This window comes from Dokdonella sp., assembly GCF_036518555.1.
Classification (GTDB): domain Bacteria; phylum Pseudomonadota; class Gammaproteobacteria; order Xanthomonadales; family Rhodanobacteraceae; genus Dokdonella_A.
In genome coordinates this window covers 61,725-86,423 of the sequence record NZ_DATDMY010000132.1, presented here as the reverse complement: position 1 = coordinate 86,423, position 24,699 = coordinate 61,725, and the positions used below count along the sequence as shown (strand labels likewise).

General features: G+C 68.7%; 24 protein-coding genes. 6 read left to right on the top strand and 18 right to left on the bottom strand.

Annotation, left to right across the window (positions count from 1 at the left end; translation table 11 throughout):
* Positions 1-100: 100 nt before the first annotated feature.
* Positions 101-1,045: a bifunctional riboflavin kinase/FAD synthetase gene (locus tag VI238_RS08095; protein ID WP_331650238.1), complete on the bottom strand. Its 945-nt coding sequence runs from the start codon at positions 1,043-1,045 to the stop codon at positions 101-103.
* Between the two features lie 129 nt (positions 1,046-1,174).
* Positions 1,175-2,782: a murein biosynthesis integral membrane protein MurJ gene (murJ, locus tag VI238_RS08090; protein WP_331650236.1), complete on the bottom strand. Its 1,608-nt coding sequence runs from the start codon at positions 2,780-2,782 to the stop codon at positions 1,175-1,177.
* 209 nt (positions 2,783-2,991) lie between these two features.
* Here murJ and rpsT point away from each other — a divergent pair, with 209 nt between their 5' ends.
* Positions 2,992-3,255 carry a 30S ribosomal protein S20 gene (gene rpsT, locus VI238_RS08085; protein WP_131995482.1) on the top strand — a complete coding sequence of 88 codons (264 nt, stop codon included), beginning with the start codon at positions 2,992-2,994 and terminating at the stop codon, positions 3,253-3,255.
* A 104-nt stretch (positions 3,256-3,359) separates the two neighbouring features.
* On the opposite strand, the gene cgtA is transcribed toward rpsT, so the two are convergent.
* The 3 genes from cgtA to rplU form a co-directional block, all read right to left on the bottom strand.
* Positions 3,360-4,403 (bottom strand): Obg family GTPase CgtA, encoded by a 1,044-nt coding sequence (gene cgtA, locus VI238_RS08080; protein WP_331650233.1) that lies wholly within the window; start codon positions 4,401-4,403, stop codon positions 3,360-3,362.
* 203 nt (positions 4,404-4,606) lie between these two features.
* Entirely contained in the window at positions 4,607-4,864 is a 258-nt protein-coding gene (gene rpmA / locus VI238_RS08075) for a 50S ribosomal protein L27 (RefSeq protein ID WP_131994653.1), read from the bottom strand.
* 11 nt (positions 4,865-4,875) lie between these two features.
* Complete coding sequence (gene rplU / locus VI238_RS08070) at positions 4,876-5,199, bottom strand: 50S ribosomal protein L21 (RefSeq protein WP_331650228.1); 324 nt, start codon at positions 5,197-5,199, stop codon at positions 4,876-4,878.
* 402 nt (positions 5,200-5,601) lie between these two features.
* Here rplU and uvrA point away from each other — a divergent pair, with 402 nt between their 5' ends.
* Positions 5,602-8,469 carry an excinuclease ABC subunit UvrA gene (uvrA, locus tag VI238_RS08065; protein WP_331650226.1) on the top strand — a complete coding sequence of 956 codons (2,868 nt, stop codon included), beginning with the start codon at positions 5,602-5,604 and terminating at the stop codon, positions 8,467-8,469.
* Positions 8,466-8,930, top strand: a complete 465-nt coding sequence (locus VI238_RS08060; RefSeq protein WP_331650224.1) for a thioesterase family protein — start codon at positions 8,466-8,468, stop codon at positions 8,928-8,930. Before uvrA ends, VI238_RS08060 begins: the two co-directional genes overlap by 4 nt.
* Here VI238_RS08060 and VI238_RS08055 read toward each other — a convergent pair.
* Positions 8,891-9,337: a copper chaperone PCu(A)C gene (locus VI238_RS08055; RefSeq protein WP_331650222.1), complete on the bottom strand. Its 447-nt coding sequence runs from the start codon at positions 9,335-9,337 to the stop codon at positions 8,891-8,893. The genes VI238_RS08060 and VI238_RS08055 overlap by 40 nt on opposite strands.
* A 61-nt stretch (positions 9,338-9,398) precedes the next feature.
* Here VI238_RS08055 and VI238_RS08050 point away from each other — a divergent pair, with 61 nt between their 5' ends.
* Together VI238_RS08050 and VI238_RS08045 are read left to right on the top strand one after the other, a co-directional pair.
* Positions 9,399-10,826, top strand: a complete 1,428-nt coding sequence (locus tag VI238_RS08050; protein ID WP_331650220.1) for a DUF4139 domain-containing protein — start codon at positions 9,399-9,401, stop codon at positions 10,824-10,826.
* A gap of 42 nt (positions 10,827-10,868) precedes the next feature.
* Positions 10,869-11,624 carry an enoyl-CoA hydratase/isomerase family protein gene (locus VI238_RS08045; protein WP_331650218.1) on the top strand — a complete coding sequence of 252 codons (756 nt, stop codon included), beginning with the start codon at positions 10,869-10,871 and terminating at the stop codon, positions 11,622-11,624.
* A gap of 60 nt (positions 11,625-11,684) precedes the next feature.
* Here VI238_RS08045 and VI238_RS08040 read toward each other — a convergent pair whose 3' ends face one another.
* From VI238_RS08040 to VI238_RS08000, 9 genes are all read right to left on the bottom strand, one after another.
* On the bottom strand, positions 11,685-12,536 hold the full coding sequence (locus tag VI238_RS08040; RefSeq protein WP_331650217.1) for a sulfurtransferase: 852 nt from the start codon (positions 12,534-12,536) through the stop codon (positions 11,685-11,687).
* Positions 12,533-13,009, bottom strand: coding sequence for a CoA pyrophosphatase (locus tag VI238_RS08035; protein ID WP_331650246.1), 477 nt, complete (start codon positions 13,007-13,009; stop codon positions 12,533-12,535). Before VI238_RS08035 ends, VI238_RS08040 begins: the two co-directional genes overlap by 4 nt.
* Before the next feature lie 131 nt (positions 13,010-13,140).
* Positions 13,141-13,326 carry a DUF1289 domain-containing protein gene (locus VI238_RS08030; protein WP_331650215.1) on the bottom strand — a complete coding sequence of 62 codons (186 nt, stop codon included), beginning with the start codon at positions 13,324-13,326 and terminating at the stop codon, positions 13,141-13,143.
* Positions 13,327-13,485: 159 nt separating this feature from the next.
* A complete protein-coding gene (locus VI238_RS08025; protein ID WP_331650213.1) occupies positions 13,486-14,136 on the bottom strand; it encodes an FKBP-type peptidyl-prolyl cis-trans isomerase N-terminal domain-containing protein in 651 nt (216 codons plus the stop codon).
* 205 nt (positions 14,137-14,341) lie between these two features.
* The gene (locus tag VI238_RS08020) at positions 14,342-15,244 is read right to left on the bottom strand and encodes a DUF1684 domain-containing protein (RefSeq protein WP_414650038.1); all 903 of its coding nucleotides are present in this window, start codon (positions 15,242-15,244) and stop codon (positions 14,342-14,344) included.
* A 221-nt stretch (positions 15,245-15,465) separates the two neighbouring features.
* Positions 15,466-17,250 carry a DNA mismatch repair endonuclease MutL gene (gene mutL / locus VI238_RS08015; RefSeq protein ID WP_331650211.1) on the bottom strand — a complete coding sequence of 595 codons (1,785 nt, stop codon included), beginning with the start codon at positions 17,248-17,250 and terminating at the stop codon, positions 15,466-15,468.
* Between the two features lie 216 nt (positions 17,251-17,466).
* A complete protein-coding gene (locus VI238_RS08010; RefSeq protein ID WP_331650209.1) occupies positions 17,467-18,804 on the bottom strand; it encodes an N-acetylmuramoyl-L-alanine amidase in 1,338 nt (445 codons plus the stop codon).
* Positions 18,805-18,880: 76 nt separating this feature from the next.
* Entirely contained in the window at positions 18,881-19,384 is a 504-nt protein-coding gene (gene tsaE, locus VI238_RS08005) for a tRNA (adenosine(37)-N6)-threonylcarbamoyltransferase complex ATPase subunit type 1 TsaE (protein ID WP_331650207.1), read from the bottom strand.
* A complete protein-coding gene (locus VI238_RS08000) occupies positions 19,381-20,865 on the bottom strand; it encodes an NAD(P)H-hydrate dehydratase (RefSeq protein ID WP_331650206.1) in 1,485 nt (494 codons plus the stop codon). The genes tsaE and VI238_RS08000 overlap by 4 nt, the downstream gene beginning before the upstream one ends.
* Before the next feature lie 117 nt (positions 20,866-20,982).
* On the opposite strand from VI238_RS08000, the gene queG reads away from it, so the two are divergent.
* Positions 20,983-22,044, top strand: coding sequence for a tRNA epoxyqueuosine(34) reductase QueG (gene queG, locus VI238_RS07995; protein ID WP_331650204.1), 1,062 nt, complete (start codon positions 20,983-20,985; stop codon positions 22,042-22,044).
* A 145-nt stretch (positions 22,045-22,189) separates the two neighbouring features.
* On the opposite strand, the gene panD is transcribed toward queG, so the two are convergent.
* The 3 genes from panD to panB form a co-directional block, all read right to left on the bottom strand.
* Entirely contained in the window at positions 22,190-22,570 is a 381-nt protein-coding gene (gene panD / locus VI238_RS07990) for an aspartate 1-decarboxylase (protein WP_331650202.1), read from the bottom strand.
* A 290-nt stretch (positions 22,571-22,860) separates the two neighbouring features.
* Complete coding sequence (panC, locus tag VI238_RS07985) at positions 22,861-23,715, bottom strand: pantoate--beta-alanine ligase (RefSeq protein WP_331650201.1); 855 nt, start codon at positions 23,713-23,715, stop codon at positions 22,861-22,863.
* A 106-nt stretch (positions 23,716-23,821) separates the two neighbouring features.
* On the bottom strand, positions 23,822-24,637 hold the full coding sequence (gene panB, locus VI238_RS07980) for a 3-methyl-2-oxobutanoate hydroxymethyltransferase (RefSeq protein WP_331650199.1): 816 nt from the start codon (positions 24,635-24,637) through the stop codon (positions 23,822-23,824).
* Positions 24,638-24,699: the final 62 nt, after the last annotated feature.

Below are 24,699 nucleotides of genomic sequence, written 5' to 3'. Positions count from 1 at the left end.
ATCGGGAATCGGGAATCGGGAATCGGGAATCGGGAATCGGGAATCGGGAATCGGGAAGGCTACAGGCTCGGCGAGCCGTCGCAAGTCCGCTGGAGATCGCTCATGCGACTTCGACCATGCCGAGGATCGATCGCGCCTGTGCGGCGTCGCGGTCGATCTGTCGCACCATCGCGTCGAGGTCGTCGAACTTCACCTCGTCGCGCAACTTCCGCACGAACTCGACCTCGATGCGGTGGCCGTACAGATCGCCGTCGAAATCGAACAGATGGGCTTCGAGCAACGGCTCGCCTGCGCCGTCGATCGTCGGTCGCACGCCGAGGCTCGCGACCCCTGGGCGTGCGACGGCACCCACGCCGTGCACGCGCACGGCGAAGATGCCGACCACCGGCGACGTGCGGCGGCCGAGGCGGATGTTCGCGGTGGGCCAACCGAGCTTGCGCCCGAGTTGCTGGCCGCGCACGACGTGACCTCCTATCGCGAAGCGCCGGCCGAGCAGGCGGGCCGCCGCGTCGAAATCCCCGGCCGCGAGGAAGGTGCGGATCGCACTGCTGCTCACGCGCGCACCGTCCGCGGCGACATCGGGCATGACCTCGACCGTGTAGCCGAGGCGGCGCCCGTGCTCGCGCAACATCGCAACGTCGCCACGGCGCGCATGGCCGAAGCGGAAATCCGCGCCGACCCAGATCTCACGCGCATCCGCACGACCGACCAACACGTCCTCGATGAATGTTTCCGCGGGCATCGCCGCCAGCCTGGCGTCGAAACGCAGCGACAGCAGCCTTGCCGCGCCGGCCGCACCGAGTTGCGCGATCTTCTCGCGCGCGCTCGCGAGTCGTGGCACGGGGGCGCCGCGCGCGAAGAATTCACGGGGAACCGGCTCGAAACTTATCGCGAGCGGCAGCAGGTCCTGCTCCAGCGCGCGCTCGCGCACGCGCGCGAGCAGCGCGCGATGGCCGAGGTGCACGCCATCGAACGCGCCGACGCAAACGACGCTGCCGCCCGGGGCCAGGCTCGGCCCCGCGACATCCCGGAAAAGCAGGCTCATCGGCCGAGTATAGCCGCTGCGCCGCAGCACGCGCCGATATCCGATCCGGACATCGCAGCGCGCGCCGGCTATCCCGCGGATCGCTGCGCCTCGCCGCTGCGGGCGGGGACGCCTTCGCGCTCGACCCGCCTACGCGCCGCGCAGGTCGCGCATGCGGAACCCGCACGCGAAAAGCACGCCGACGAACGTTGCGCCGCCGCCGACGACGAGTACGCCGAGGCGCACGACGCGCGTGCCGGTGTCCCACCCGCCCCACTCCGGCCATTGCCACAGGCCGACGCCGAGCACGGCCACCATCGCCGCGCAGGCCGTCGCGAGGCGAAGCAGATGCGCGCCCCAGCCCGGCTGGCGCACGTAGACGCCGTCGCGCCCCAGCGCGAGCCAGAGCTGGGCGAGATTGAGATAGCTCGCGAGCGCACTCGCGAGCGCGAGCCCCATGTGCAGGCCGGGTACCTTCGCGATCCCTGCGACCCAGCCGTCGGCGAGGTCCTCCGGGCGATGCCAGAGGTGGAACAGCCCGCCGACGAAGAGCAGGTTCAGCACCATGTTGACGACCATCGCGACGATGCCCGCCCGCACCGGCGTTTTCGTGTCCTGGCGCGCGTAGAACGCGGGCGCGACGACCTTGACCAGCGCGAACGCGGGCAGGCCGAACGACAGCGCCGACAGCGACAGCGCGGCCATGTCGACGTCGTGCGCGCCGAAGCGCCCGTGCTGCAGCAGCGTGGCGAGCAGCGGTTTGGCGAGCAGCACGAGCGCGAGCATCGCCGGCACGGAGATCAGGAGCGCCGTGCGCAGGCCCCAGTCGAGCGCGCGCGCGAAGCCGTCGCGGTCGGTCGCGACGTGGTGACGCGACAGCGACGGCAGGATCACGGTGCCGAGAGCGACGCCGAAGATGCCGAGCGGGAACTCCAGCAGCCGGTCCGTCTGGGTGAGCCATGTCTGCGAACCGGTGATGAGGAACGACGCGATCAGCGTGTCGAGCAGCAGGTTGACCTGCGCGACCGACGAACCGAACAGGGTCGGAACCATCAGCGTGAGGATGCGGCGCACGTCGGGATGGCGCCAGCCCCAGCGCGGCCAAGCGAGCAGGTCGAGCTTCGCGAGCGCGGGCAACTGCACCACGAGCTGCAGGATGCCCGCGGCGAGGATCGCCCAGCCGAGCGCCATGATCGGCACGTCGAACCAGCGCGAGCCCCACAGCGCGGCGGCGATGAGGCAGAGGTTCATGATCACGGGCGTGAGCGCGGGCAGCATGAACTTGTGGAAACTGTTCAGCACCGCACCCGCGAGCGCGGTCAACGAGACGAACAGCAGGAACGGGAACATCACGCGCAGCAGGTCCGTCGTCAGCGCGTACTTGGCCGGCTCGTCGATCGCACCCGGCGCGAAGCCGCCCGCGACCCAGTGCGCCCCGATCATGCCGAGCGCGGTCACGACGAACAGCACCCCGCCGAGCGTACCCGCCGTGCGCGCGACGAGCTGGCGCAGGTCCTCGTGGGTGCGCGTCTCCTTGACCTCGGTGAACACGGGGACGAACGCGACCGAGAAGGATCCTTCGGCGAACAGCCGGCGCAGGAAATTCGGGATGCGGAAGGCGACCCAGAACGCATCGGTCGCCGCATTGGCGCCGAACGCGTAGGCGATCACCTGCTCGCGCACGAGACCGAGTACGCGCGACACGAAGGTGCCGCTGCTGAAGCTCAGCATGGAGCGGAGCAGGCTCGGGCGGGTCATGCGCAGCGCCGGGAATCGGTCAGGGGCAATCGGGAGTCCGACAGGCGCATCCGCGCGGCAGCGACTGCAGGTGGCCTGCCGCGACCGGCTCGGCCGTTCGCACGAATCCCGCGTCCCGCTCGCCGATTCCCACTGCGATCGTTGACTCGGAAGGGATCGGCCTTCATAATTCGTAGTCTTTTTCCAATCCCGATTACCGGAGCAGTCCCTTGGCCAACATCAAGTCCGCGAAGAAGCGTGCGCGCCAGTCCGAGCAGCATCGCCAGCGCAACGCCAGCGCGCGTTCGATGGTTCGCACGGCGATCAAGAATGTCGTGAAGGCGATCGAGGCGAAGGACAAGGCGAAAGCCGAGGCCGCAATGAAGATCGCCGAACCGGTGATGGACCGCTACGCCGCGCGCGGCCTCATCCACAAGAACAAGGCTGCCCGCCACAAGAGCCGCCTGACCGCGCACATCAAGGCGCTCGCCTGAATTCCCGCATTCGACCCCGATTGCGCAGCAAGAGCGGCCGTCCCGGCCGCACGTATCGAGAAAGCCGGCCTGCGTTGCCGGCTTTTTCTTTGCCCTGACGACGCTCACGCGCCCTGCCCGGCCGCCTCGGCCGCGTACTTCTGTTCGTCGAAGAAGCGCTGGATGTCGAGGCAGAGCGGCCAGGTGCCCTCGCGCGCGATCGCCGAGACGAGGTACCACGGCTGCTTCCACTTGAGCTTGCGAACGATCGCCTTTGCGACCTTTTCGCGCTCGTCCGGTGCAATCAGGTCGACCTTGTTGAACACGAGCCAGCGCGGGCGATCGAGCAACCCGGGGTCGAATCCGGCGAGTTCGTTCTCGATCGCACGGATCTCGGCGACCGGATCGGTGATGCCGTCGAGCGGCGCGATGTCGACCACGTGCAGCAGCAGGCGCGTGCGCGCGACGTGCTTGAGGAACTGGATGCCGAGGCCCGCACCTTCGGCCGCGCCCTCGATGAGACCGGGGATATCGGCGATGACGAAACTGCGGTCGGCCTCGATGCGCACGACACCGAGGTGCGGCTGCAAGGTCGTGAACGGATAGTCCGCGACCTTCGGCGTCGCCGCCGAAACCGCGCGGATCAGGGTCGACTTGCCCGCGTTGGGAAAGCCGAGCAGGCCGACGTCGGCGAGCACCTTGAGTTCGAGCTTGATCTCGCGCTCGTCGCCGGCGCTGCCGTGGGTCGCCTTGCGCGGCGAGCGGTTGACCGAGCTCTTGAAATGGATGTTGCCGAGGCCCCCGTGACCGCCCTGGGCGACCAGCAGGCGCTGGCCGTGCGCGGTGAGGTCGCCGATCTCCTCGTCGGTCGCGGTATTGATGACGACGGTGCCGACCGGGACGCGGATGACCGTGTCCTCGCCGCCCTTGCCGGCCATTTGCCGCCCCATGCCGTTCTCGCCGCGTTGGGCACGGAACACCCGCTGATGGCGGAAGTCGACGAGCGTATTGATGCCCTCGTCCGCGACGAGCCACACGCTGCCGCCGCTGCCACCGTCGCCACCGTCCGGACCGCCGAACGGAATGAACTTCTCGCGCCGGAAGCTGACGCAGCCGTTGCCGCCATTGCCGGCATGGACCTGGATGACCGCTTCGTCGACGAATTTCATTTTGAGGGCTGGGGCTGGGGGATGGGGGATGGGGCCCGGGGGGCTGCCAATGGTCTGGTGCCCGGCGGCGCCAGGCAAGCTTGTCGATGCGAGAGGCGCGGACGGGGGCGGAAAGCTGCGCGCTCGCGGGCGTTCCAGTCCTCGGCCAGAAACGAAAAGCCCCGCTCGCGGCGGGGCCTTCGCTGGGCGATTGCGAGCGTTGATCAGCCCGGAATCACGTTGACCGTCTTGCGCGCCTCGGCGCCCTTGACCTTGAACTCGACCGTACCGTCGACGAGCGCGAACAGCGTGTGGTCGCGGCCGAGGCCGACGCCCGTGCCCGGATGGAAGCGCGTGCCGCGCTGGCGCACGATGATGTTGCCGGCCTCGACGGCCTGGCCGCCGTACACCTTCACACCGAGGTACTTCGGGTTCGAGTCGCGACCGTTGCGGGTTGAGCCGCCTGCCTTTTTGTGTGCCATTGCCGTGCTCCTTACTTCTTGCCCGCGCCGGTGATGCCGACGATTTCGATTTCGGTGTAGTGCTGGCGGTGCCCCATCTCCTTGCGGTGATGCTTGCGGCGACGGAACTTGACGATGCGGATCTTCTCCGCACGACCGTGCGACTTCACCTTCGCGGTGACGAGCGCGCCCGCGACCAGCGGTGCGCCGACGGTGACACCCTCGCCTTCGCCGACGAGCAGGACCTGGTCCAGCTTGACCTCGGCGCCGACGTCGGCGGCGATCTTCTCGACGCGCAGGACTTCACCCTGCGCCACGCGGTACTGGCGACCGCCGGTGACGATGATTGCGTACATGGCTATGCCTCTGTAGTTATTCTGGAATCAGCCCTGCCCCGGGCCCAATGGACCGGGAGCGAGCCGCGCAGTCTAGCGGAGCGCGGTTTCTCGCGCAAGTCGTTGTTCCGGCACGCAAGGGGCGGTGCCGTCGCCCCGCGAGGCGCGCGCAATACGCACGCATTCGGGCGACGGCGTGCCGGCGGTCGCCTCGCCATCGTTTCGCGCGCGACGGTCGACTGGCCCGCTCCACGCAGAGCGGGCCGTCGCACGCAGTCGTGCGCGCCGAGCGGGCCGCGATGAACGGATGCCTCCAGCGGTGCGAGATCCATCGCGCAGCCATCCGGCTCGTGGTGCCTCGCGCACAGCCCGGCCAGCTCGCCTCCCTTGCTATAGTGGACGACGCCCCACACCTCCCCCGCCATGGACACGATACGCATCCGCGGTGCGCGCACGCACAACCTCAAGAACATCGACCTCGATCTGCCGCGCGACAAGCTGATCGTCATTACCGGGTTGTCCGGCTCAGGCAAGTCGTCGCTCGCGTTCGACACGATCTACGCCGAGGGGCAGCGCCGCTACGTCGAGTCGCTGTCGGCTTACGCGCGCCAGTTCCTCTCGATCATGGAGAAGCCGGACGTCGACCACATCGAGGGCCTGTCGCCGGCGATCTCGATCGAGCAGAAGTCGACCTCGCACAACCCGCGCTCGACCGTCGGTACGATCACCGAGGTGTACGACTACCTGCGCCTGCTGTTCGCGCGCGTCGGCACGCCGCGTTGCCCCGACCACGGCATCCCGCTCGAGGCGCAGACCGTGAGCCAGATGGTAGACGCGACGCTCGCACTTCCCCCGGACAAGCGCTACATGCTCGTCGCGCCGGTCGTGCGCGAGCGCAAGGGCGAGCACGTGCAGGTGTTCGACCAGCTGCGCGCGCAGGGCTTCGTGCGCGCACGCGTCGACGGCACCGTGCACGAACTCGACGCGGTGCCCGCGCTCGCGCTGCGCCAGAAACACACGATCGAGGTCGTGATCGACCGCTTCCGTCCCAAGACCGACATCAAGCAGCGCCTCGCCGAGTCGTTCGAGACCGCCCTGCGACTCGGCGAAGGCATCGCGATCCTCGTCGACCTCGACGACGCGAAGGCGGCCGAGGTCACGTATTCGTCGCGCTTCTCCTGCCCGGTCTGCGACTACTCGCTGCCCGAACTCGAGCCGCGCCTGTTCTCGTTCAACTCACCGGTCGGCGCCTGCCCGGCCTGCGACGGCCTCGGCGTCACCCAGTTCTTCGATCCCGCGCGCGTCGTCGTCAACCCGCAGCTGAGCCTCGCCGCGGGCGCGGTGCGCGGCTGGGACCGGCGCAACCAGTACTACTTCCAGCTGATCCTTTCGCTCGCCAAGCACTACAAGTTCGACGTCGACACGCCGTGGCACGACCTGCCGGAAGCGACACGCCATCACGTGTTGTTCGGCTCCGGTGGAGAACCGGTCAGCTTCCGCTACGTGACCGGTGCGAGCGGCGCGGTCACGCGCAAGCACGCGTTCGAAGGCATCGTGCCGAACCTGGAACGCCGCTACCGGGAAACCGAATCGCCCGCGGTGCGCGAGGAGCTCGCGAAATTCATCAGCGAGCGCGCGTGTCCCGACTGCCATGGGCAGCGGCTCAATCGCAGCGCGCGCAACGTGTTCGTCGGCGACTCCAACCTGCCCGCGCTGACCGCGCTGCCGATCGAGCAGTCGCTCGCGTTCTTCAAGGCGCTCAAGCTCGCCGGCTGGCGCGGCGAGATCGCCGCGAAGATCGTCAAGGAGATCCGCGAGCGCCTGCATTTCCTCGTCGACGTCGGCCTCGACTACCTCACGCTCGATCGCCAGGCGGACTCGCTGTCGGGCGGCGAAGCGCAGCGCATCCGGCTCGCCTCGCAGATCGGCGCGGGCCTCGTCGGTGTCATGTACGTGCTCGACGAACCGTCGATCGGCCTGCACCAGCGCGACAACGAACGCCTGCTCGGCACGCTGAACCGCTTGCGCGACCTCGGCAACACGGTCATCGTCGTCGAGCACGACGAGGATGCAATCCGCCTCGCCGACCACATCGTCGATATCGGCCCGGGCGCGGGCGTGCACGGCGGCGAGATCGTCGCGCAGGGCAACATCGACGCGATCCTCAAGTCGAAGCGTTCGCTCACGGGGCAATACCTGTCCGGGCAGCGCGGCATCGAGGTGCCGAAGCGAAGGCGACAGGCCGATCCCGACAAGATGCTCCGCCTGCTCGGCGCCAGCGGCAACAACTTGAAGGACGTCGACCTCGAGATCCCCGCGGGCCTGTTCACCTGCATCACCGGCGTGTCGGGCTCGGGCAAGTCGACCCTGATCAACGACACCTTGCACAAGTACACGGCAGCGGAACTCAACGGTGCGAACGAGAAGCCGGCGCCGTTCCGCGCGATCCACGGACTCGAGCTGTTCGACAAGGTGGTCGACATCGACCAGTCGCCGATCGGGCGCACGCCGCGTTCGAATCCCGCCACCTACACGGGCCTGTTCACGCCGCTGCGCGAGCTGTTCGCCCAGGTACCCGAGGCGCGTTCGCGCGGCTACGGTCCCGGCCGCTTCAGCTTCAACGTCAAGGGTGGTCGTTGCGAAGCGTGCGAAGGCGACGGCCTCATCAAGGTCGAAATGCACTTCCTGCCCGATGTCTACGTGCCGTGCGACGTCTGCCATGGCAAGCGCTACAACCGCGAAACGCTCGAGATCACCTACAAGGGCCACACGATCGCGGACGTGCTCGAGATGACCGTCGAGGACGCCCACAAGCTGTTCGAGCCGGTGCCCGTACTCGCGCGCAAGCTCGAAACGCTCATGCACGTCGGACTCACCTACATCAAGCTCGGGCAGAGCGCGACGACGTTGTCCGGCGGCGAGGCGCAGCGCGTGAAGCTGTCGCGCGAGCTCAGCAAGCGCGACACGGGGCGCACGCTGTATATCCTCGACGAACCGACCACCGGCCTGCACTTCCACGACATCGAGCAGTTGCTCGGCGTGCTGCAGCGGCTCGCCGACGACGGCAACACGGTGGTGGTGATCGAGCACAATCTCGACGTGATCAAGACCGCGGACTGGATCGTCGACCTCGGCCCCGAGGGTGGCGGCCGCGGCGGCTCGATCGTCGCGACCGGCACTCCGGAACAGATCGCGCGCGTGTCGGGCTCGCATACGGGCCGGTTCCTCGCGCGCGCCCTCGCCGGCACGACTGCGGTGCCGCGCAAGCGCGGTCGCAAGGAGGCCGCATGACCGGCATCGACGCCGACGCGGTCGCGCCCGCCGCGCCCGTGCTCGCGCGCGTGCCGATGGAAGTGCGGTGGGGCGACCTCGATGCGTTCAATCACGTCAACAATGCGGCGTTCCTCGTCTACGCGCAGGAAGCGCGCCTCGCCTGGCTCGCGGGGATCGAAGGCGCATGGTTCGACGAGACGATGATGCCCGTCGTCGCCGCGGCGCAGGTCAACTACCGCCGCCAGCTCGCCTGGCCCGCGCGCATCGCGGTCGAACTGGCCGCAATCCGCCTCGGCACTTCCTCGCTGACGATCTCCCACCGCATCGTCGACGAGCACGATGCCACGGTCGCCTACGCGGACGGCGAGGTCGTCATGGTGTGGATCGACCCCGCGAGCGGGCGATCGGTGCCGTTGCCGCGGGCGATCCGCAGCGCGTGTCAGTCTTCGCCGGAATCGGGTGCGACGACGTCGAAATAGGTTTCCAGGCGCGTGCCGTCGGCGAGCAGGAACATCACCTGCACCTTGTCGCCGACCGCGATCTCGTGCCGCGGTTGCATCAGCATGAGGTGCTTGCCGCCCGGAGCGAGCCGGATCTCGCTGCCGGGTTCGAGCACGAGCCGATGCACCTCTCGCATCCTGGACACGTCGCGGTCGACGATCGTCTCGTGCAGCGACGTGAGCCGGAATGCATCGCTTTGCACCGTGAGCACGGTCAGCGGTTCATCCCCGCTGTTCTTCAGGGTCGCATAGCCGGCGGTCATCGTCGCACCGGGTGGCGCGGCGCGGATCCAGGCGTCGAAAACGCCGAGCTTGCCGTCGGCATGCGCGCTCGACGACGCGAACGGCAGCATGAGCAGGAGCGGAACGACGCGCAGGTGGACCATGGCAGCCTCCGATGTCGCGGCTATGATAGCCGCATCCCTCCCGCGCAACAGGAGTGCGACCATGCGCCACAACCTGCTGGTGATCGCCATGAGCGCCGCATCCACGCTCGTCCACGCCGCCGGTCCCGCCGTCACGATCTACCGCAGCGACAGCGACACGCTGTTCGAAGCGGGCAACCAGCCGATCGCGGATGGCCACGCGATCGTGCATGAAGGACGCGAGATTCCGCTTGCCGGCGGCCGCCAGACGGTGATCGTCGACGGCCTGCCGACGATGCTCGATACCGAGGCGGTTTCGATCGATTTCGGCGGCGCTGCACGCGTGCTCGGGCAGCGCGTGATCTCCGCCGGCGACGCGGGCCTGCTCGCTGCGCATCGCGGCGAAGTCGTGCAGGTGTTCGGCCCGGACGGCAAGCCGCTCGCGGAGGGCACGCTGGTCGCGATCGACGGCAACGGCGTCGGCATCCGCGCAACGGGCGGCCGCATCAGTTACGTGCGCGACTACGTGCGCGTCGAGTTCGCCGAGGGATCGGGCATGCCTGGCAGCACGCTGCAGGTCGCGGTCGACGGCAAGGGCGGCGCAGCAGCGGCGACATTGACGTATCCGACATCCGGACTCGGCTGGCGGGCCGCGTACTCCGCGCTGCTGCTCGGTGACGACGGTTGCCGCCTGCGTCTCGATGCGCTCGCGAGCATCGCCAATCGCAGCGGCCGCGATTTCGCGGGAGCGCAGCTCAAGCTCATCGCGGGCTCGCCGAACTTCGCCAAGTTCGATCGCGGCCCGCGCGTCATGATGATGAAGGCCGCCGCAGCGCCCGCGCCGGCACCGGAAGGGATGCCGGAGCAATCCTCGCTCGGCGACTATCGCGCCTACGCGATCGACGGGTCGCTCGATCTCCCCGATGCGAGCGTGACGCAGGTGCCGCTCTATGCGAGCAGCGCCATCGCGTGCGAGCGCCGCTGGGTCTACGAGACCGGAGGTGCGTGGTTCCCGCCGAAGCCGATGCTCGAACCGGATGCGTGGCAGGCCGGCAGCGGTCCCGTGCAGAGCCAGCTGTCGTTCGTCGCGGCGGAGAACCTCCCCGGCGGCAACCTGCGCGTGCTCACGCGCGACAAGGACGGTCGCACCGAACTGCTCGGCGAGAACCGCATCACCGACGTCGCCAAGGGGCGCGACGTGCTCGTCAACCTTGGCGTCGCGTTCGACCTCGCGGTCGCGCGCGAGCGCACTGCGTTCAAGGTCGACAAGGCCGCGCGCGAACTCGAGGAAGGATTCCGCATCACGCTGACCAACAGCGGCGAGACCGCGCGCGAGGTCAGCGTGCGCGAACATCCGAACCGCTGGCGCGCGTGGACGCTCGTGTCGTCGAGCGTCAAGCCCGCCAAGCAGAGCCCCGACCTGCTCGAATTCCGTGTCGCGGTCCCCGCGGGCGGCAAGGCGACGCTCGACTACGCGGTGAAATACCATTGGTCGCCGAACGAAGGCTGACGACGCCTTTCCCGCCGACGCACCGCCGCCGCAGGACGCCCCATGCTCGACATCATCCAGCACGACACGATCCAGGAACTGCGCCTCGCGCGCGCGCCCGTGAACGCGCTCGATCCGGGCCTCGTGCATGCGCTGCGCGTGGCGGTGGAGGCGGCGCCGAGCGAAGGCATGCGCGCGCTCGTCGTTTCCGGCTCGCCCGGATTGTTCTCCGCCGGACTGGACGTGCCCGCCCTGCTGCAGCTCGGACGCGACGAGTTCCGCGGGTTCTGGCACGACTTCTTCGGCCTGTGCGGCGCGCTCGCGCGTTCGCCGATCCCGGTCGTCGCGGCGATCACCGGCCACGCGCCCGCGGGTGGCGCCGTGCTGTCGATCATGTGCGACTACCGCGTCATGGCGCGCGGCGCCTATCGCATCGGACTCAACGAAGTGCAGGTCGGCCTGTCCGTGCCGGAATGCATCCAGGCCGCGCTGCGCCGACTCGTCGGTGCCTACCGCGCGGAGCGCCTCATGGTCGTCGGTGCGATGCTCGACGCCGAGCAGGCCGATGCGATCGGCCTCGTCGACGAACTCGTCGACGGGCACGCGGTCGTGCCACGCGCAATCGCATGGCTCGGGGAACTGCTCGCGTTCCCGCCGCACGCGATGGCCGAAACGCGGCGCCTCGCCCGCGCCGACCTCGCCGCCGTGTTCGCCGACCCGCGCGCGCTGCCGGTCGAGGATTTCCTCGATCGCTGGTTCGCACCCGAGGCGCAGGCCGTGCTGCACACGCTCGTCGCGCGCCTCAAGGCGAAGGGCTAGGTGGTGCGCCGTTGATGCAAGCCTTGCGCTGCGAAGGCTTCGTGCTCCGGGCTGCCGCTTCTATTCGCCACTCGCCACCGCACGCGAAGGATCGCTGATCCAACCGCTCCACGAAGGTGCGAACACGCGCGAGCCGGCGAGGCCGGCGTATTCCATCGCGAGCAGGTTGTGGCATGCGGTGACGCCGGAGCCGCACATGTGCACGACATCGCGCGCAGGTCGTCCTTCGAGCAGCGACTCGAATTCGTTCCGCAGCCGTTCGCGCGGTTTGAAGCGGCCACCATCCTGCAGGTTGTCCGCGAACGGCCGGTTGCGTGCGCCGGGCACGTGCCCGGCGACGGTGTCGATCGGTTCGATCTCACCGCGATAGCGCGGCGCGGCACGCGCATCGAGGAGCAGCACGTCGCCGCTCGCGCGGCGGCGCTCGAGCTCGTCGAACCAGACGACCTGGGCGCGATCGAGCGCGAGCTGCACCGTGCTTTGCTCGGTCACGGCGGCGCCGGACTCGATCGGCAGGCCGGCGTCGCGCCACGCTGCCCAGCCACCGTCGAGCACGGCCACGTTGCGCACGCCGGCGAGGCGCAGCAACCACCACATGCGCGCCGCCGCGAGCGCGCCTTGCGCGTCGTCGTAGGCGACGACGTCGACGCCGGGTCGCCAACCCGCGCGTGCGAGCGCGGCGGAGAACACGAGATCGTGCGGCAACGGGTGGCGGCCGAGGGCGCGCTTGGAGAGGTCGGACAGATCGCGGTCGAGGTGAAAGTAGACCGCGCCGGGGACGTGCGCCTGCGCCCACTCGCGTTCGCCCTTGGCCGCATCGGCGAGGTCGAAGCGGCAGTCGGCCACGAGCACGCTGCCGCGCGCCTGCAGTCGAGCGAGTTCGGCCGCGGTCACCAGCGTCGTCGGATTCATGCGGAGCGCTCCAGTCGATCGATCAGGTTCTTCAGCATCGCCGCCGTCGCGCCCCAGATGCGTCGGCCTTCCCATTCAAACGCAAAGATCGTACGCGCCCTGCCGCGCCAATCGATCCGTTCGCGCCTCAGGTTGGCCGGCGCGAGCAGGAACTCGAGCGGTACCTCGAAGATCTCCTCGACCTCGGCCTCGTGCATGCGCGACAGATAGCCGCCACGCACGAAGCCCGTGACCGGGAATACGTGGAAACCGGAAACCGTGTCGAAACCATCGAGGAAGCCGAATGGCTCGACATCCGCGGGAAGGATGCCGGTCTCCTCCTCCGTCTCGCGCAGCGCCGCCGCGATCGCATCGGCGTCGCCGGCGTCGATCGCGCCGCCGGGGAAGCTGACCTGGCCCGCGTGCGTGCGCAAGTGGCCTGCCCGGCGCGTGAACAGAACGGTCAACGCGTCGCCACGCTGGACGATCGGCACCAGCACCGCCGCAGGTCGCAACGGGGCGTCACCGAGCGCGTCGGCGAGGTCGCCCGCATTCCAGCCCGCGCCGGCGGGAGGATCGCCCAGGGCGCGCACCGCACGACGCAGGCGTTGCGGATCGACGCCGGTCACCGGCGCGCGGCCTCGCGCTGCGGCAGTACGTCGTCCATGAGCCGTCGCCGCTCGTTTTCGCCCATCGCGACCCAGCGGGCGATCTCGTCCCCGCTGCGCAGGCAGCCTTCGCAATAGCCCCCGGCGTCGAGACGACAGATGCCGATGCAGGGGCTGAGGATGGGGACGAACTGGGAATTCATGCGTGTCCTTCGCAAACGCAAACGCCGCGACGGGGCGCGGCGTTGCGTCTTGCACCGATCGGAGTTCCCGTCATTGCACGTTCGTGCACTGAAGGGGCGACGCCATCCATTCCCGAGTCGTCGTACTCGACGCACCGGCGGGATGACGTCATCGCGGCGTCATTTGACGTCGACGATCTTGACCTCCCAGATGAACACCTGGTTGCCCGACGCCTGTTCCGGCGGCAGGTAGATCATCCAGTGGTCGCCGACCTTCATCTTCTGGATCACCTCCGGCAGCAGCTTGGTGCCGAAGATGCCCGGCATGTCGGACACCTTGGCCTTGACCGGCTCGCCGACGAACGAACTGCGGATCTCGCGACCGTTGGTCAGCGACACACGCACGTGGAAGGTGACTTCGCTGGCCGGCGTGATCGACTTGCCGTTGCCGTCCTCGATCGCCTTGTACTGCACGTCGTTCGGCAGCACGACGACGCCCTTCTTGCTGCGGTTGCCGGCCATGAACGCGTCGGCTTCGCGCTTGTTGTCGGCCAGTTCCTTGTCCATCGCCGACTTCATCTTCTGCTCGTACTTCTGCACCGCATCGGCCATCGCCGCCTGCGGAACGGCGGGTTCCTTGCCGGCGAACGCGTCCTGCAACGCGCGCGTGAAGGTCGCGATGTCGACGTCGGCCTTCTGGCCCGACAGCCGGCTACCCAGCTGAAAGCCCATCGCGTAGGAAAGCTTGCCCTTGTCGGACGTGGTGTCCTGCGCGGACGCGGACCCTGCAACGAACAGCGCCGCGAGGGCGAGTGACCAACCGAACTTCATGCCTGTGTCTCCGGGATGGAATGGCGAACCTGGGGCGATGCCGCAGCGGGGCCGCGCCGGGAAAAGCGCGCTAGTGTACCCGAGGGCCGCCGCGGTCCAAAGCGCAAGGCTCGGATCGCGGCGGGCGCCGGGAATTCACGGCAGCGACATGATGCGTCTGCCGCCTGAACGGCAGCCGGCCAGCAGAGCCGGCCCGCGGTCGGCCTCAGTGCGAGCCGCCCGCGTACTTCTTCTCACCCGCGGTCACGCGCAGGTCGAGGCGGTTTTCCGGCGGCGCGAGCGGGCACGTCGCATGGGGCGTGAACGCGCAGGGCGGGTTGTACGCCTTGTTGAAATCGACCGTGACCTTGCCGTCCCTGGGCAGGTCGGCGTAGAGGAATCGCGTACCGTAGGTTTCCTTGCCGCTCGTACGGTCGGCGAAGATGAACCACAACTCCTTCGCATCGGCAGTTTCGAGCACGGGCAACAGCGTGTAGCTCTTGCCGTCGCGCGTGAACGTGACCTTCCCCGGCACCGTCATCTTGTCGACGGTGTCGAGCACGGTCGGAATCTCGAGCGAATGAGCGGGCTTGAACTCCTCGAACTTCGCCTCGACGCGCCACGACGGGTCGATCGGAAAGCTTTCGATGCCCTTGAACCCCGTGCGCGTCTTCGCCTCGGTGTCCTTCACGCGCAACGCCTTCCTGCCGTTGCGGTCGATCACGTAGAAACTCACGCTGCCGAAGGCAACCGTGGTCGGCGTTTCGTGCGAATCGTCGAGCAATTCGGCGGTCGACGCCGACTTTCCGTCGATCGTCGCCCCCGCCTTCGGGTCGAGCGCGATCGTCAGCTTGCCGTCCTTGAGCGTGATCGTGCCGAGTTTCGCCGGCCCCTTCGCGAGCACGATGTCGTTGCCCTTGCCGCTGCCAACGCTGTTGGCACCGTCCTTGAGCCAGTGCAGGCCGATCAGGCTGAGCCAGCCGGCCGGCGCCTTGAGGCGCTCGACACGCTGCGCGCGCCAGCCCTCGATCTCCCGCGTGTAATCGGCGGGCTTGCTCGTCTCGACATGGGCGGACATCAGTTGCACTCCGGCGAAGCCGGCCGCGGCGAGCGCGGCGCTCTTCAGCATCAACATGCGGGGGTTACCTCAGGCGATCCAGGTTGGTAGGTGGACGGGTGAGCGAACGGCGAAGCGTCGAAGCTGGCGTTCGAAATGTCAAGAATCCGCGAGTGCGCCGCGAGTTCCCCGCCCACCGCGCTCGCCGGCGGTCGGACGGAGGACCGCTGCTTACCCGGGACGCCGACCGCGCGCCACGGCGTGGCAGCGCTCGGGCGTGCCGGCGCCCGACATCAGCGCCCACGCAGGAACAGCCGGTCGAGTTCGGGGATCGCGAGCTGCACCCAGGTCGGCCGGCCGTGGTTGCACTGGCCCGAGCGTTCGGTCGCTTCCATCTCGCGCAACAGCGCATTCATCTCCGGAATGCTGAGGCGCCGATTCGCGCGCACCGAGCCGTGGCAGGCCATCGTCGCAAGCAGTTCGTTCGCACTCTCCTCGATGCGCCGGGTCTGGCCATGCACGGCGAGGTCGGCGATGACGTCGCGCACGAGCCGCCCGACATCAGCACCATCCAGAACCACGGGGATGCGCCGCACGGAGACGGTCTGCGGCCCGCTGCGCACGACGTCGAATCCGAGTTCGGCGAATCGCTGCGCCTGCTCCTCGACGACGGCCGCCTCGCGCTCGCTCAGTGCGAGCGACATCGGCACGAGCAGCATCTGCGAACGGATGCCGTCGCCATCTCGCGCCTGCTTGAGCTTCTCGTACGTGATGCGCTCGTGGGCCGCGTGCATGTCGACGAGCACGAGTCCGTTCTCGTTCTCGGCGAGCACGTAGATGCCGTGCAGCTGCGCCAGCGCGAAGCCGAGCGGCGGCACTTCGGTTGCTTCGCCGTGCTCGCGCGCGCCCGGCGCAACGGCGGCTTGCGCGATTCCGCCGAGCAGTGCCGCGTAATCGGCGAGCGGCTCGCGCACGCCGAGGCCGAGGCCGGCCTGTCGCTGTCCGGCCCACGCCGGCGACGCCCCGCTCGCGTCCGCGTGCGATGCGGACGTGAAAATCTCCCTCGGCGCCGCGCCGGCGCGTGCGCCCGACAACGCGTCGTCGAGCGCGCGATAGAGGAAGTCGTGTACGAGCCGGCCTTCGCGAAAGCGGACTTCGTGCTTGGCGGGGTGGACATTGACGTCGACCAGCACCGGATCGAGTTCGAGGAACAGCACGAACGCGGGATGGCGCCCGTGGAACAGCACGTCGGCGTACGCCTGGCGCACCGCGTGAGCGACGAGGCGATCGCGCACCAGTCGGCCGTTCACGTGGAAGTACTGCTGGTCCGCCTGCGCGCGCGAGGCGGTCGGCAAGCCGACCCAGCCGTACAGGCGCAGCCCCGCGCCGGAATGCTCGATCTCCAGGCTCTGGCCGAGGAACCCGTCGCCGAGCACGTCGGCGACGCGGCGCGCGCGCTCCATGTCGCTGTCGATCGCCTTGAGGATGCGCACGGCCTTGCCGTTGTGCGCGAGGCGGAACTCCGTCGCCGTGCGCGCGAGCGCGATCGACTTCACGAGCTCCTCGATATGGCCGAACTCGGTGCGTTCGGCGCGGAGGAACTTGCGTCGGGCGGGCAGGTTGTAGAAGAGGTCGCGCACTTCGATGTTGGTGCCGGCCGGATGCTGCGCGGGAACCGGCGCGCGCGCGCGACCGCCGTCGACCTCGATGCGCCATGCGGCATCGGCTCCACGCGCACGCGACGTGAGTGAGAAACGCGACACCGACGCGATCGACGGCAGCGCCTCGCCGCGGAAACCGAGCGTGCCGACGCGCTCGAGATCGTCGAAGCTCGCGATCTTGCTCGTCGCGTGCGATGCGATCGCGAGCGGCAGGTCGTCCGCATCGATGCCACTGCCATCGTCGCGCACGCGCAGCAGGCGCGTACCGCCCTGCTCGACGTCGATCTCGATGCGTCGCGCTCCGGCGTCGAGGCTGTTCTCGACCAGTTCTTTGACCACCGACGCCGGCCGCTCGATCACCTCGCCGGCGGCGATCTGGTTGACGAGCTCGGGCGGAAGCGAACGGATGCGGGGCATGGCGAACCCACATGATAACCGACCACGGCGCGTCTACGATCAGGCACTTCGAGCAGCTAGAAGGAAAAACTCGAAGGCCAAAAAGATTGAAACACGAAGCACACAGAGCACACGAAGAAAGCTCACGGGAAACGCATTCGACTGAACGCGTTTTCTCTGTGCGCTCTGTGTGCTTCGTGTTTCAGGCTGTCCAGCTCTTCGTGTTCAGCCGTTTCGTCAACCTGAGGGGATCTCGAGCACGGCGCCGATGCGCACGCGTTCGTCGGCGAGATTGTTCGCCGCGCGCAGTTCCGCCGTGGTGAGGCCGTGGGTCGCTGCGATCGCGCTCAGCGTGTCGCCGCGGCCGACGACGTAACGCGACGCCTTCGCGCGATCGCCGCGCTCGCGCCGGCTGTTCGCCGCGAACAGGCTGCCCGGCGGCGGCGACGCGCGGAAGTAGTCGCGTACGCCGTCGAGGATCGCGCCCGCGAGCTTCTCGCGATGGTCGGGATTGGTGAGGCGCGCTTCTTCGGTCGGATTCGTGATGAAGGCAGTCTCGACCAGGATCGACGGTACGTCGGGCGAGCGAAGGACGACGAAGTTCGCGCGCTCGACGTAATTTCGATGGGTCGGGCCGAGTTTCTTCAGCGCCGCGAGTACCTCTTCGGCGACGGCATTGCTCGCGCCCATGGTCGCACCCTGCGACAGGTCGAGCAGCACTTTCGCGAGCATGTCGTCCTTGTCGTCGAGCGAAATGCCGCCGACGAGATCGGCGCGGTTCTCGCGGTCGGCGAGCCAGCGCGCGGCTTCGTTGGTGGCGCCGCGCGGCGACAGCACCCAGACGGATGAACCGCGTGCGTCGCTGCTCGTGAATGCATCGGCGTGGATCGAGACGAACAGATCCGCCTTCGCCTCGCGTGCCTTCAGATAGCGCTGCTCGAGCGGAATGAAGTAGTCGGCATCGCGGGTCAACACCGCGGTCATGCCGGGCGTCTTGTCGATTGCCTTCTTGAGTTCTCGCGCGACCGCCAGCGTGATGGTCTTCTCGTGGGTACCGCTGGCCCCGGTGGCGCCCGGATCGTCACCGCCGTGCCCGGCATCGATGGCGACGATCACGTCGCGACCCTTGCCGCTCGACACCTGTGCGACGCTCTTCACCGGCGCCTGCTTCGCCGTCGACGGATACAGGTCGAGCACGAGGCGGTAGCCGAACTTGTCCGCGGGCGGAAGCAGGAAGCTCTTCGGATGCACCCCTTCGGCGAGATCGAACACGATGCGCGCGTCGGCCTTGCCCTGCTTGCCCGCGCGCAGGCCCTTGAGCACGCCTTTCGCCGCCGGCGCGCTGAACTCCTCGGCCAAGCGGCTGTCGCGCAGGTCGAGCACGATGCGATCCGGCTTGGCGAGTTCGAACAGCTTGTAATCGACCGGTCCGGAGACGTCGAACACCGCGCGCGTGTACTCGGGACCGGCCCAGACGCGCAGGTTCTTGATGTCGGCCGCGTGAGCATGCGCAGCCGCGCCGGACAGTCCGGCCAAGCAAGCGGCGAGCCAGCGATGGTTGCGCGTCCCTGACATGCGGCGTATTCAACCCGAAAGGCACCGGAAATTGCAAGCAATTTCCCTTGCAAATCCGAGCAGTGCGGAAACTTCCTCAAGTGGGCGAAATGAATGGGCCGGGCCCCTGCCGCGCCGATCGGCTCGGATCCCACGCCGCGAGCATCGCCTCGCCGCTGGCGCCGGACGCGGTCGCGACGAGGTCGCGCACGGCGCCGGCATGGCTCAGGCCGATCTGCAGGTCGGCCTCGGGAAGCGCCGCGGCACCGCGTTCGGGCCACTCGATCAGCAGTAGCGAGGCGCCGTCCGCGAGTTCGCCGATGCCCAGCCACTCGAGCTCGCCCGGGTCGGCGATGCGATAGAGATCGAGGTGGTGGATGTCGAGCCGGCCGACGCGATACGACTCGATCAGGCTGTACGTCGGACTCTTGATGCGCGCATCGACGCCGAGTGCCTGCAACAGGGCGCGGGCGAACGTGGTCTTGCCGGCGCCGAGGTCGCCGCGCAGGTACACGGTGCCGCCGTCCCGCAGCGCGGGCGCGAGGTGCACGGCGAGTTGGACGAGTTCCGCTTCGTCGAGCGAAGGCAGCGAAACCCTCATGCGGCACCCGCGTTGACGAGGCGACGCAAGGGTGGAAACAGGTCGCTGGCGACGAGACCGCGTGGCGCTGCGTCGGCGGCCACGTCGCCCGCGCGGGCATGCAGCGCGACGCCGAGCCGCGCCGCCGCCCAAGCGTCGCATCCTTGTGCAAGCAGCGCAGCGACGACGCCGGTCAGCACGTCGCCCATGCCCGCGCTGGCCATGCCCGGGTTGCCCCAAGGGCATACCGCGATACGGCCGTCGGGTGAGGCCACCAGACTCCCCGCTCCCTTCAGCACGACGACCGCCGCATACTTGCGCGCGAGCTCGCGCGCCGCGGCGAAGCGATCGCGCTGCACCGCTGCGGCGTCGCAGCCGAGCAGGCGCGCGGCTTCGCCCGGGTGCGGCGTCAGCACGACCACCGGCGGCAATGGGCGGGGCATCTCGGCGAGGAGGTTGAGCGCGTCGGCGTCGACGACGAGTCGCTTGCCACTCGCGAGGGCGGCCTCGAACAGCGCTCGTCCCCAGTCGCGCAGGCCGAGCCCGGGTCCGAGCGCGAGCACGCTCGCGCGCTCGAGCAGCGGCGCGAGTGCGACGGCATCGTCGATGCCGCGCGCCATCAGCTCCGGGCGCGCCGCAGTGATCGCGACGACGTGTGCCGCGCGTGTCGCGATGCTGACGAGCCCGGCGCCGCAACGCAGTGCCGCTTCGCCGGTGAGGCGGATCGCACCGCCGAAGCCTTCGTCGCCGCCGAGCGCGAGCACGTGGCCGAAACTCGATTTGTTGGAGTTGGCGTGCCGCCGAGGCAGCTCGCAGCCGATGCGGGTATCGACGAGTTCGGCGTCGGCCGCGATGCCTTCGTAGGCTTCCGCGGGAAGTTCGAGCGTAGCGAGTTCGCGCACGCCGCACTGGTCGCTCGCATCGGCGGTGAACTGGCCGCGCTTCCATCCGACGAAGCTGACGGTCGCGTCGGCACGCACGCACGGCCCCGTTCGCGCGCCAGTATCGGCGTCGAGCCCCGAGGGGACGTCGAGTGCGAGCACGGGCACGCCCGCGATGCGCCCGACGAGCAGCGCGGCGAGGCCGTCGAGCGGTCGTACGAGACCGGTACCGAACAGGCCGTCGACCAGTACCTCGCCGTCCGGCAGGGCCGATTCTGCGTCGGCGAGCCGCGCGCGCCCGCCCGCCTCGGCGAACGCCGCGCGCGCCTGGGCGGCATCGCCGCGCGACGTCGCGGTCAATGCGAGCAGGTCGACGCGGAGGCCCTCTTGCAGGGCGAGGCGCGCCAGCAGGAACGCGTCGCCGCCGTTGTTTCCGGCGCCGGCGAGCACCCCGATGCGACTTGCGCCGGGCCAGCGCCTGCGCAGGCTCGCGAACGCCGCGGTGGCCGCGCGCTGCATGAGCTCGAAGCCCGCGACGCCGCAACGATCGGTCGCCGCACGGTCGATCGCGCGCACCTGCGCACAGGTGTAGAGGGACGTTGAAGGATCGTGCGTCGGCATGGGCGCATTCTAGGCAACATCCCGACGAGCCGTCATTCGCGCGAGCGCGAAGTGCGCCCGCGATAGCCAGGACACGTTCGGGCGGCGCTATCCTTGTGCGATGAACGTCCTGCACCGATGACCGACTACGCCACGCTCGCTTCCGACATTCGCCGCTGGGGCGAACAGCTCGGCTTCCAGAAGATCGGCATCGCCGGCATCGACCTCGCCGAGGACGAGGTGCACCTGTTCAACTGGCTCGAATCGGGCCATCACGGCGAGATGGACTACATGGCGCGACACGGCACCCGGCGTAGCCGGCCTGCCGACCTGCACCCAGGCACGGTGCGCGTGATCTCGGCGCGGCTCGATTATGCGCCACCGGGCATCCGCGACGCCTGGGACGTGATTGGTGCCGGCGAGTTCGGCTACATATCGAGATACGCGCTCGGACGCGACTATCACAAGGTGCTGCGCGGGCGACTGCAGAAGCTCGTGGACCGCATCGCCGCCGTGGCGGGACCGTTCGGCCATCGCGTATTCACCGATTCCGCGCCCGTGCTCGAGAAGGCGCTCGCGCGCAACGCGGGGCTCGGCTGGATCGGCAAGCACACCCTGCTGCTGGATCGCGACGCCGGCTCGTGGTTCTTCCTCGGCGAGATCTACACCGACCTGCCGTTGCCGGCCGATGCGCCGTCGAGCGCCCACTGCGGCACGTGCACGCGTTGCATCGACATCTGCCCGACCCGGGCGATCGTCGCGCCGTATCGGCTCGACGCGCGTCGCTGCATTTCCTACCTCACGATCGAGTTGCGCGGCGCGATTCCCGAGGAGCTGCGCCCGTTGATTGGCAATCGCATCTTCGGCTGCGACGACTGCCAGCTCGCCTGCCCCTGGAACAAGTTCGCCAAGGCGACGAGCGAGGCCGACTTCACGCCACGCAGCGGGCTCGAATCGCCACGGCTGGTCGAGCTGTTCGGATGGAGCGAAACCGACTTCCTCGCGCGCACGGAAGGCATGGCGATTCGCCGCACAGGCTACGAAGGCTGGTCGCGCAACATCGCGGTCGCCCTCGGCAACGCACCGAGCGCGGACGATGTGACGCGGGCGTTGCAATCACGCGTGGACGACCCTTCCGCGCTCGTGCGCGAACACGTCGCCTGGGCCCTCGCCCAACACGAAAAGAAGAAGCGCAACTAGGTGCGCGACGGCCGGGCTTGAGCTCACGTCGACGCGTGCGTCACTTGAAAGGTGTGGCCACGGATGGCCGCACTGGAATCCGGCGAGCCTCGCGGCTCACGCTGCCGAAAATCCCATCCTCCGCGGTCGCGGACGACCGCAAGCGCTAAGCCGCCTGCTTGGGAATCGAGCGGTTCGTGTGCGTGATCTTGTTGTGGCGGTCGACGTAGACGAGTTGTGGCTTGTGCTGCTCGGCCTCCGCTTCGCTGTAACCGCCGTAAGCGCAGATGATGATGATGTCGCCGGGCTGCGCGCGGTGCGCGGCCGCGCCGTTGATCGAGATCACGCCCGAGCCTTCGTCCGCGCGGATCGCGTAGGTCGAGAAGCGCTCGCCGTTGTTGACGTTGTAGATGTGGATCTGCTCGTACTCGCGGATGCCCGAGGTGTCGAGCAGGTCGCCGTCGATGGCGCAGGAGCCTTCGTAGTGCAGTTCCGCGTGAGTCACGCTGGCGCGATGGATCTTCGCCTTGAGCATGTTCAGGTGCATGGGTCGTCGCCCCGTTGTTGCGTGCGCGCAACATGCGCAGAGAAATCAGTATAGCAAAGCCTTGTGCAAGGCAGCATGAGGCTGCGCGCTCTGGCATCTCCGAGCGGCGCAAGCCATTGATTCTCTTAGACAAACGGGCAAAAAAAACCCTCGCGCGATGATCGCTGCGAGGGTCTCAAATCGGAGTGACGATTACCTACAATGCGCCCTGCGTGTCCTCGGAACCCCGCGGTGTGTTGCGGAAACCCCTAACGACGGTGGGGAGAATACCACAGCCCGCAACGAAAAAGCTACGGCGCCGCAATCGACAGGTTGTCGATGAGGCGGGTCGTCCCCAAACGCGCGGCCACGAGCGCTACCAACGTCTCCGGCGCGTCGGTCGCGGCCGCGGCGGCAAGGTCCTCGGCGCGCCGCAGGACGGCGTAGTCCGCGACCAGCCCGTTTCGCTCCAGTTCGCCCCGCGCGTCGTGCTCGATGCCGGCGAACGGGAGTCCCGACCGTGCCGCCTCGCGCATGCCCTGCAGCACGGCGTGGATCACGCCCGCGCGCTCGCGTTGCGCGGGGTCGAGGTACTGGTTGCGCGAACTCATTGCGAGTCCGTTGGCTTCCCGCACGATCGGTGCGCCGACGATGTCGATCGGATATCCGAGGTCGCGCACCATGCGCCGGATCACGAGCAGCTGCTGGTAGTCCTTCCGCCCGAAGACGGCGACATGCGGCTGCACGAAATTGAAGAGCTTCGCGACGACGGTCGCGACGCCGTCGAAATGTCCGGGTCTGAGCGCGCCTTCGAGCACGTCGGCAAGCTCCGGCACGACGACCTTGACGCTGCGCGAGGCGCCGTACGGATACAGATCCTCGACGCGCGGCAGGAACAATGCATCGCAGCCGTGCGCGGCGAGTCCGGCCGCGTCGGCTTCGGGCGTGCGCGGGTAGCGCGCGAAGTCCTCGTTGGGTCCGAATTGGGTCGGGTTCACGAACACGCTGGCGACGACCACGTCCGCATGCGCGCGCGCGATGTCGAGCAGCGAGTAGTGGCCCGCGTGCAGGTTGCCCATCGTCGGCACGAAGCCGATGCGGCGCCCCTCGCGCCGAATCGGCTCGAGCCATGCGCGCAGGTCCGTCGTGGAAACACAGGTTCGCATCAGTCGGGTCCCGTCCGATTCATGGCGCGGCCGCATCGTCGCCCGGTCGATCAGCGTCGCCTGCTGCCGCCTCTGCGGGTGGCATGCTCGCAGCCGCTCGCCCCCGCTAGTAGGTGTGCTCCGGCGCGGGGAATTCACCGCTGCGCACCGCGGCCGCATACGCGCTGATGGCATCCAGTACGGAATGGGTGCCCGCGAGGAAATCCTTGCTGAAGCGCGGTCGCTTGCCTTGCGTGATGCCGAGCAGGTCGTTCACGACGAGCACCTGGCCGTCGCAGGCGGCGCCCGCGCCGATGCCGATCGTCGGAATCGCGAGGTCGCGCGTGATGTCGGCGGCGAGCGCGGCCGGAACACATTCGAGCACGAGCAGGTCCGCACCCACGTCCTGCACCGCGCGCGCATCGGCACGCAACCGGGCCGCCGACGCTTCGTCGCGGCCCTGCACCTTGTAGCCGCCGAGGCGATGCACCGCCTGCGGCGTGAGACCGAGATGCGCGCATACCGGCACGTCGTGCCGCTTGAGCGCATGGATGATCGCGCAGGCCCAGTCCGCACCCTCGAGCTTGACCATCGCGGCGCCGCCTTCGGCGAGCAGGCGCGCGGCATTCGCGAGCGCGAGATCCTCCCGCCGATAGCTCATGAACGGCAGGTCGGCGACCAGCAGCGGGCGACGCAAACCGCGCGCGACGCACGCCGTGTGGTAGACCATGGCGTCCATCGTCACGGGCAGCGTGCTCGGATGCCCCTGCACCACCATGCCGAGCGAATCGCCGACGAGCACGAGATCGACGCCGGCTTCGTCCGCGCGCGCTGCGATCGCCGCGTCGTAGGCAGTGATCGAGACGATCTTCTCGCCGCGCTGCTTGCGGGCTTGCAGGTCCGGGACGGTGATCTTCACGGCGGGCGCTGGTTGGGCGTACATCGTCGGGGCCTGCGGGCGGGCCTCGCATTATCATCCGGGCGGCTGGGGAACCGGAAGATGCG

Coding starts and splice junctions, on each gene's coding strand:
- VI238_RS08095 (WP_331650238.1), bottom strand. CDS start 1,045: ATGAGCCTGCTTTTCCGGGATGTCGCGGGGCCGAGCCTGGCCCCGGGC.
- murJ (WP_331650236.1), bottom strand. CDS start 2,782: ATGACCCGCCCGAGCCTGCTCCGCTCCATGCTGAGCTTCAGCAGCGGC.
- cgtA (WP_331650233.1), bottom strand. CDS start 4,403: ATGAAATTCGTCGACGAAGCGGTCATCCAGGTCCATGCCGGCAATGGC.
- rpmA (WP_131994653.1), bottom strand. CDS start 4,864: ATGGCACACAAAAAGGCAGGCGGCTCAACCCGCAACGGTCGCGACTCG.
- rplU (WP_331650228.1), bottom strand. CDS start 5,199: ATGTACGCAATCATCGTCACCGGCGGTCGCCAGTACCGCGTGGCGCAG.
- uvrA (WP_331650226.1), top strand. CDS start 5,602: ATGGACACGATACGCATCCGCGGTGCGCGCACGCACAACCTCAAGAAC.
- VI238_RS08060 (WP_331650224.1), top strand. CDS start 8,466: ATGACCGGCATCGACGCCGACGCGGTCGCGCCCGCCGCGCCCGTGCTC.
- VI238_RS08055 (WP_331650222.1), bottom strand. CDS start 9,337: ATGGTCCACCTGCGCGTCGTTCCGCTCCTGCTCATGCTGCCGTTCGCG.
- VI238_RS08050 (WP_331650220.1), top strand. CDS start 9,399: ATGCGCCACAACCTGCTGGTGATCGCCATGAGCGCCGCATCCACGCTC.
- VI238_RS08045 (WP_331650218.1), top strand. CDS start 10,869: ATGCTCGACATCATCCAGCACGACACGATCCAGGAACTGCGCCTCGCG.
- VI238_RS08040 (WP_331650217.1), bottom strand. CDS start 12,536: ATGAATCCGACGACGCTGGTGACCGCGGCCGAACTCGCTCGACTGCAG.
- VI238_RS08030 (WP_331650215.1), bottom strand. CDS start 13,326: ATGAATTCCCAGTTCGTCCCCATCCTCAGCCCCTGCATCGGCATCTGT.
- VI238_RS08025 (WP_331650213.1), bottom strand. CDS start 14,136: ATGAAGTTCGGTTGGTCACTCGCCCTCGCGGCGCTGTTCGTTGCAGGG.
- VI238_RS08020 (WP_414650038.1), bottom strand. CDS start 15,244: ATGCTGAAGAGCGCCGCGCTCGCCGCGGCCGGCTTCGCCGGAGTGCAA.
- mutL (WP_331650211.1), bottom strand. CDS start 17,250: ATGCCCCGCATCCGTTCGCTTCCGCCCGAGCTCGTCAACCAGATCGCC.
- VI238_RS08010 (WP_331650209.1), bottom strand. CDS start 18,804: ATGTCAGGGACGCGCAACCATCGCTGGCTCGCCGCTTGCTTGGCCGGA.
- tsaE (WP_331650207.1), bottom strand. CDS start 19,384: ATGAGGGTTTCGCTGCCTTCGCTCGACGAAGCGGAACTCGTCCAACTC.
- VI238_RS08000 (WP_331650206.1), bottom strand. CDS start 20,865: ATGCCGACGCACGATCCTTCAACGTCCCTCTACACCTGTGCGCAGGTG.
- queG (WP_331650204.1), top strand. CDS start 20,983: ATGACCGACTACGCCACGCTCGCTTCCGACATTCGCCGCTGGGGCGAA.
- panD (WP_331650202.1), bottom strand. CDS start 22,570: ATGCACCTGAACATGCTCAAGGCGAAGATCCATCGCGCCAGCGTGACT.
- panC (WP_331650201.1), bottom strand. CDS start 23,715: ATGCGAACCTGTGTTTCCACGACGGACCTGCGCGCATGGCTCGAGCCG.
- panB (WP_331650199.1), bottom strand. CDS start 24,637: ATGTACGCCCAACCAGCGCCCGCCGTGAAGATCACCGTCCCGGACCTG.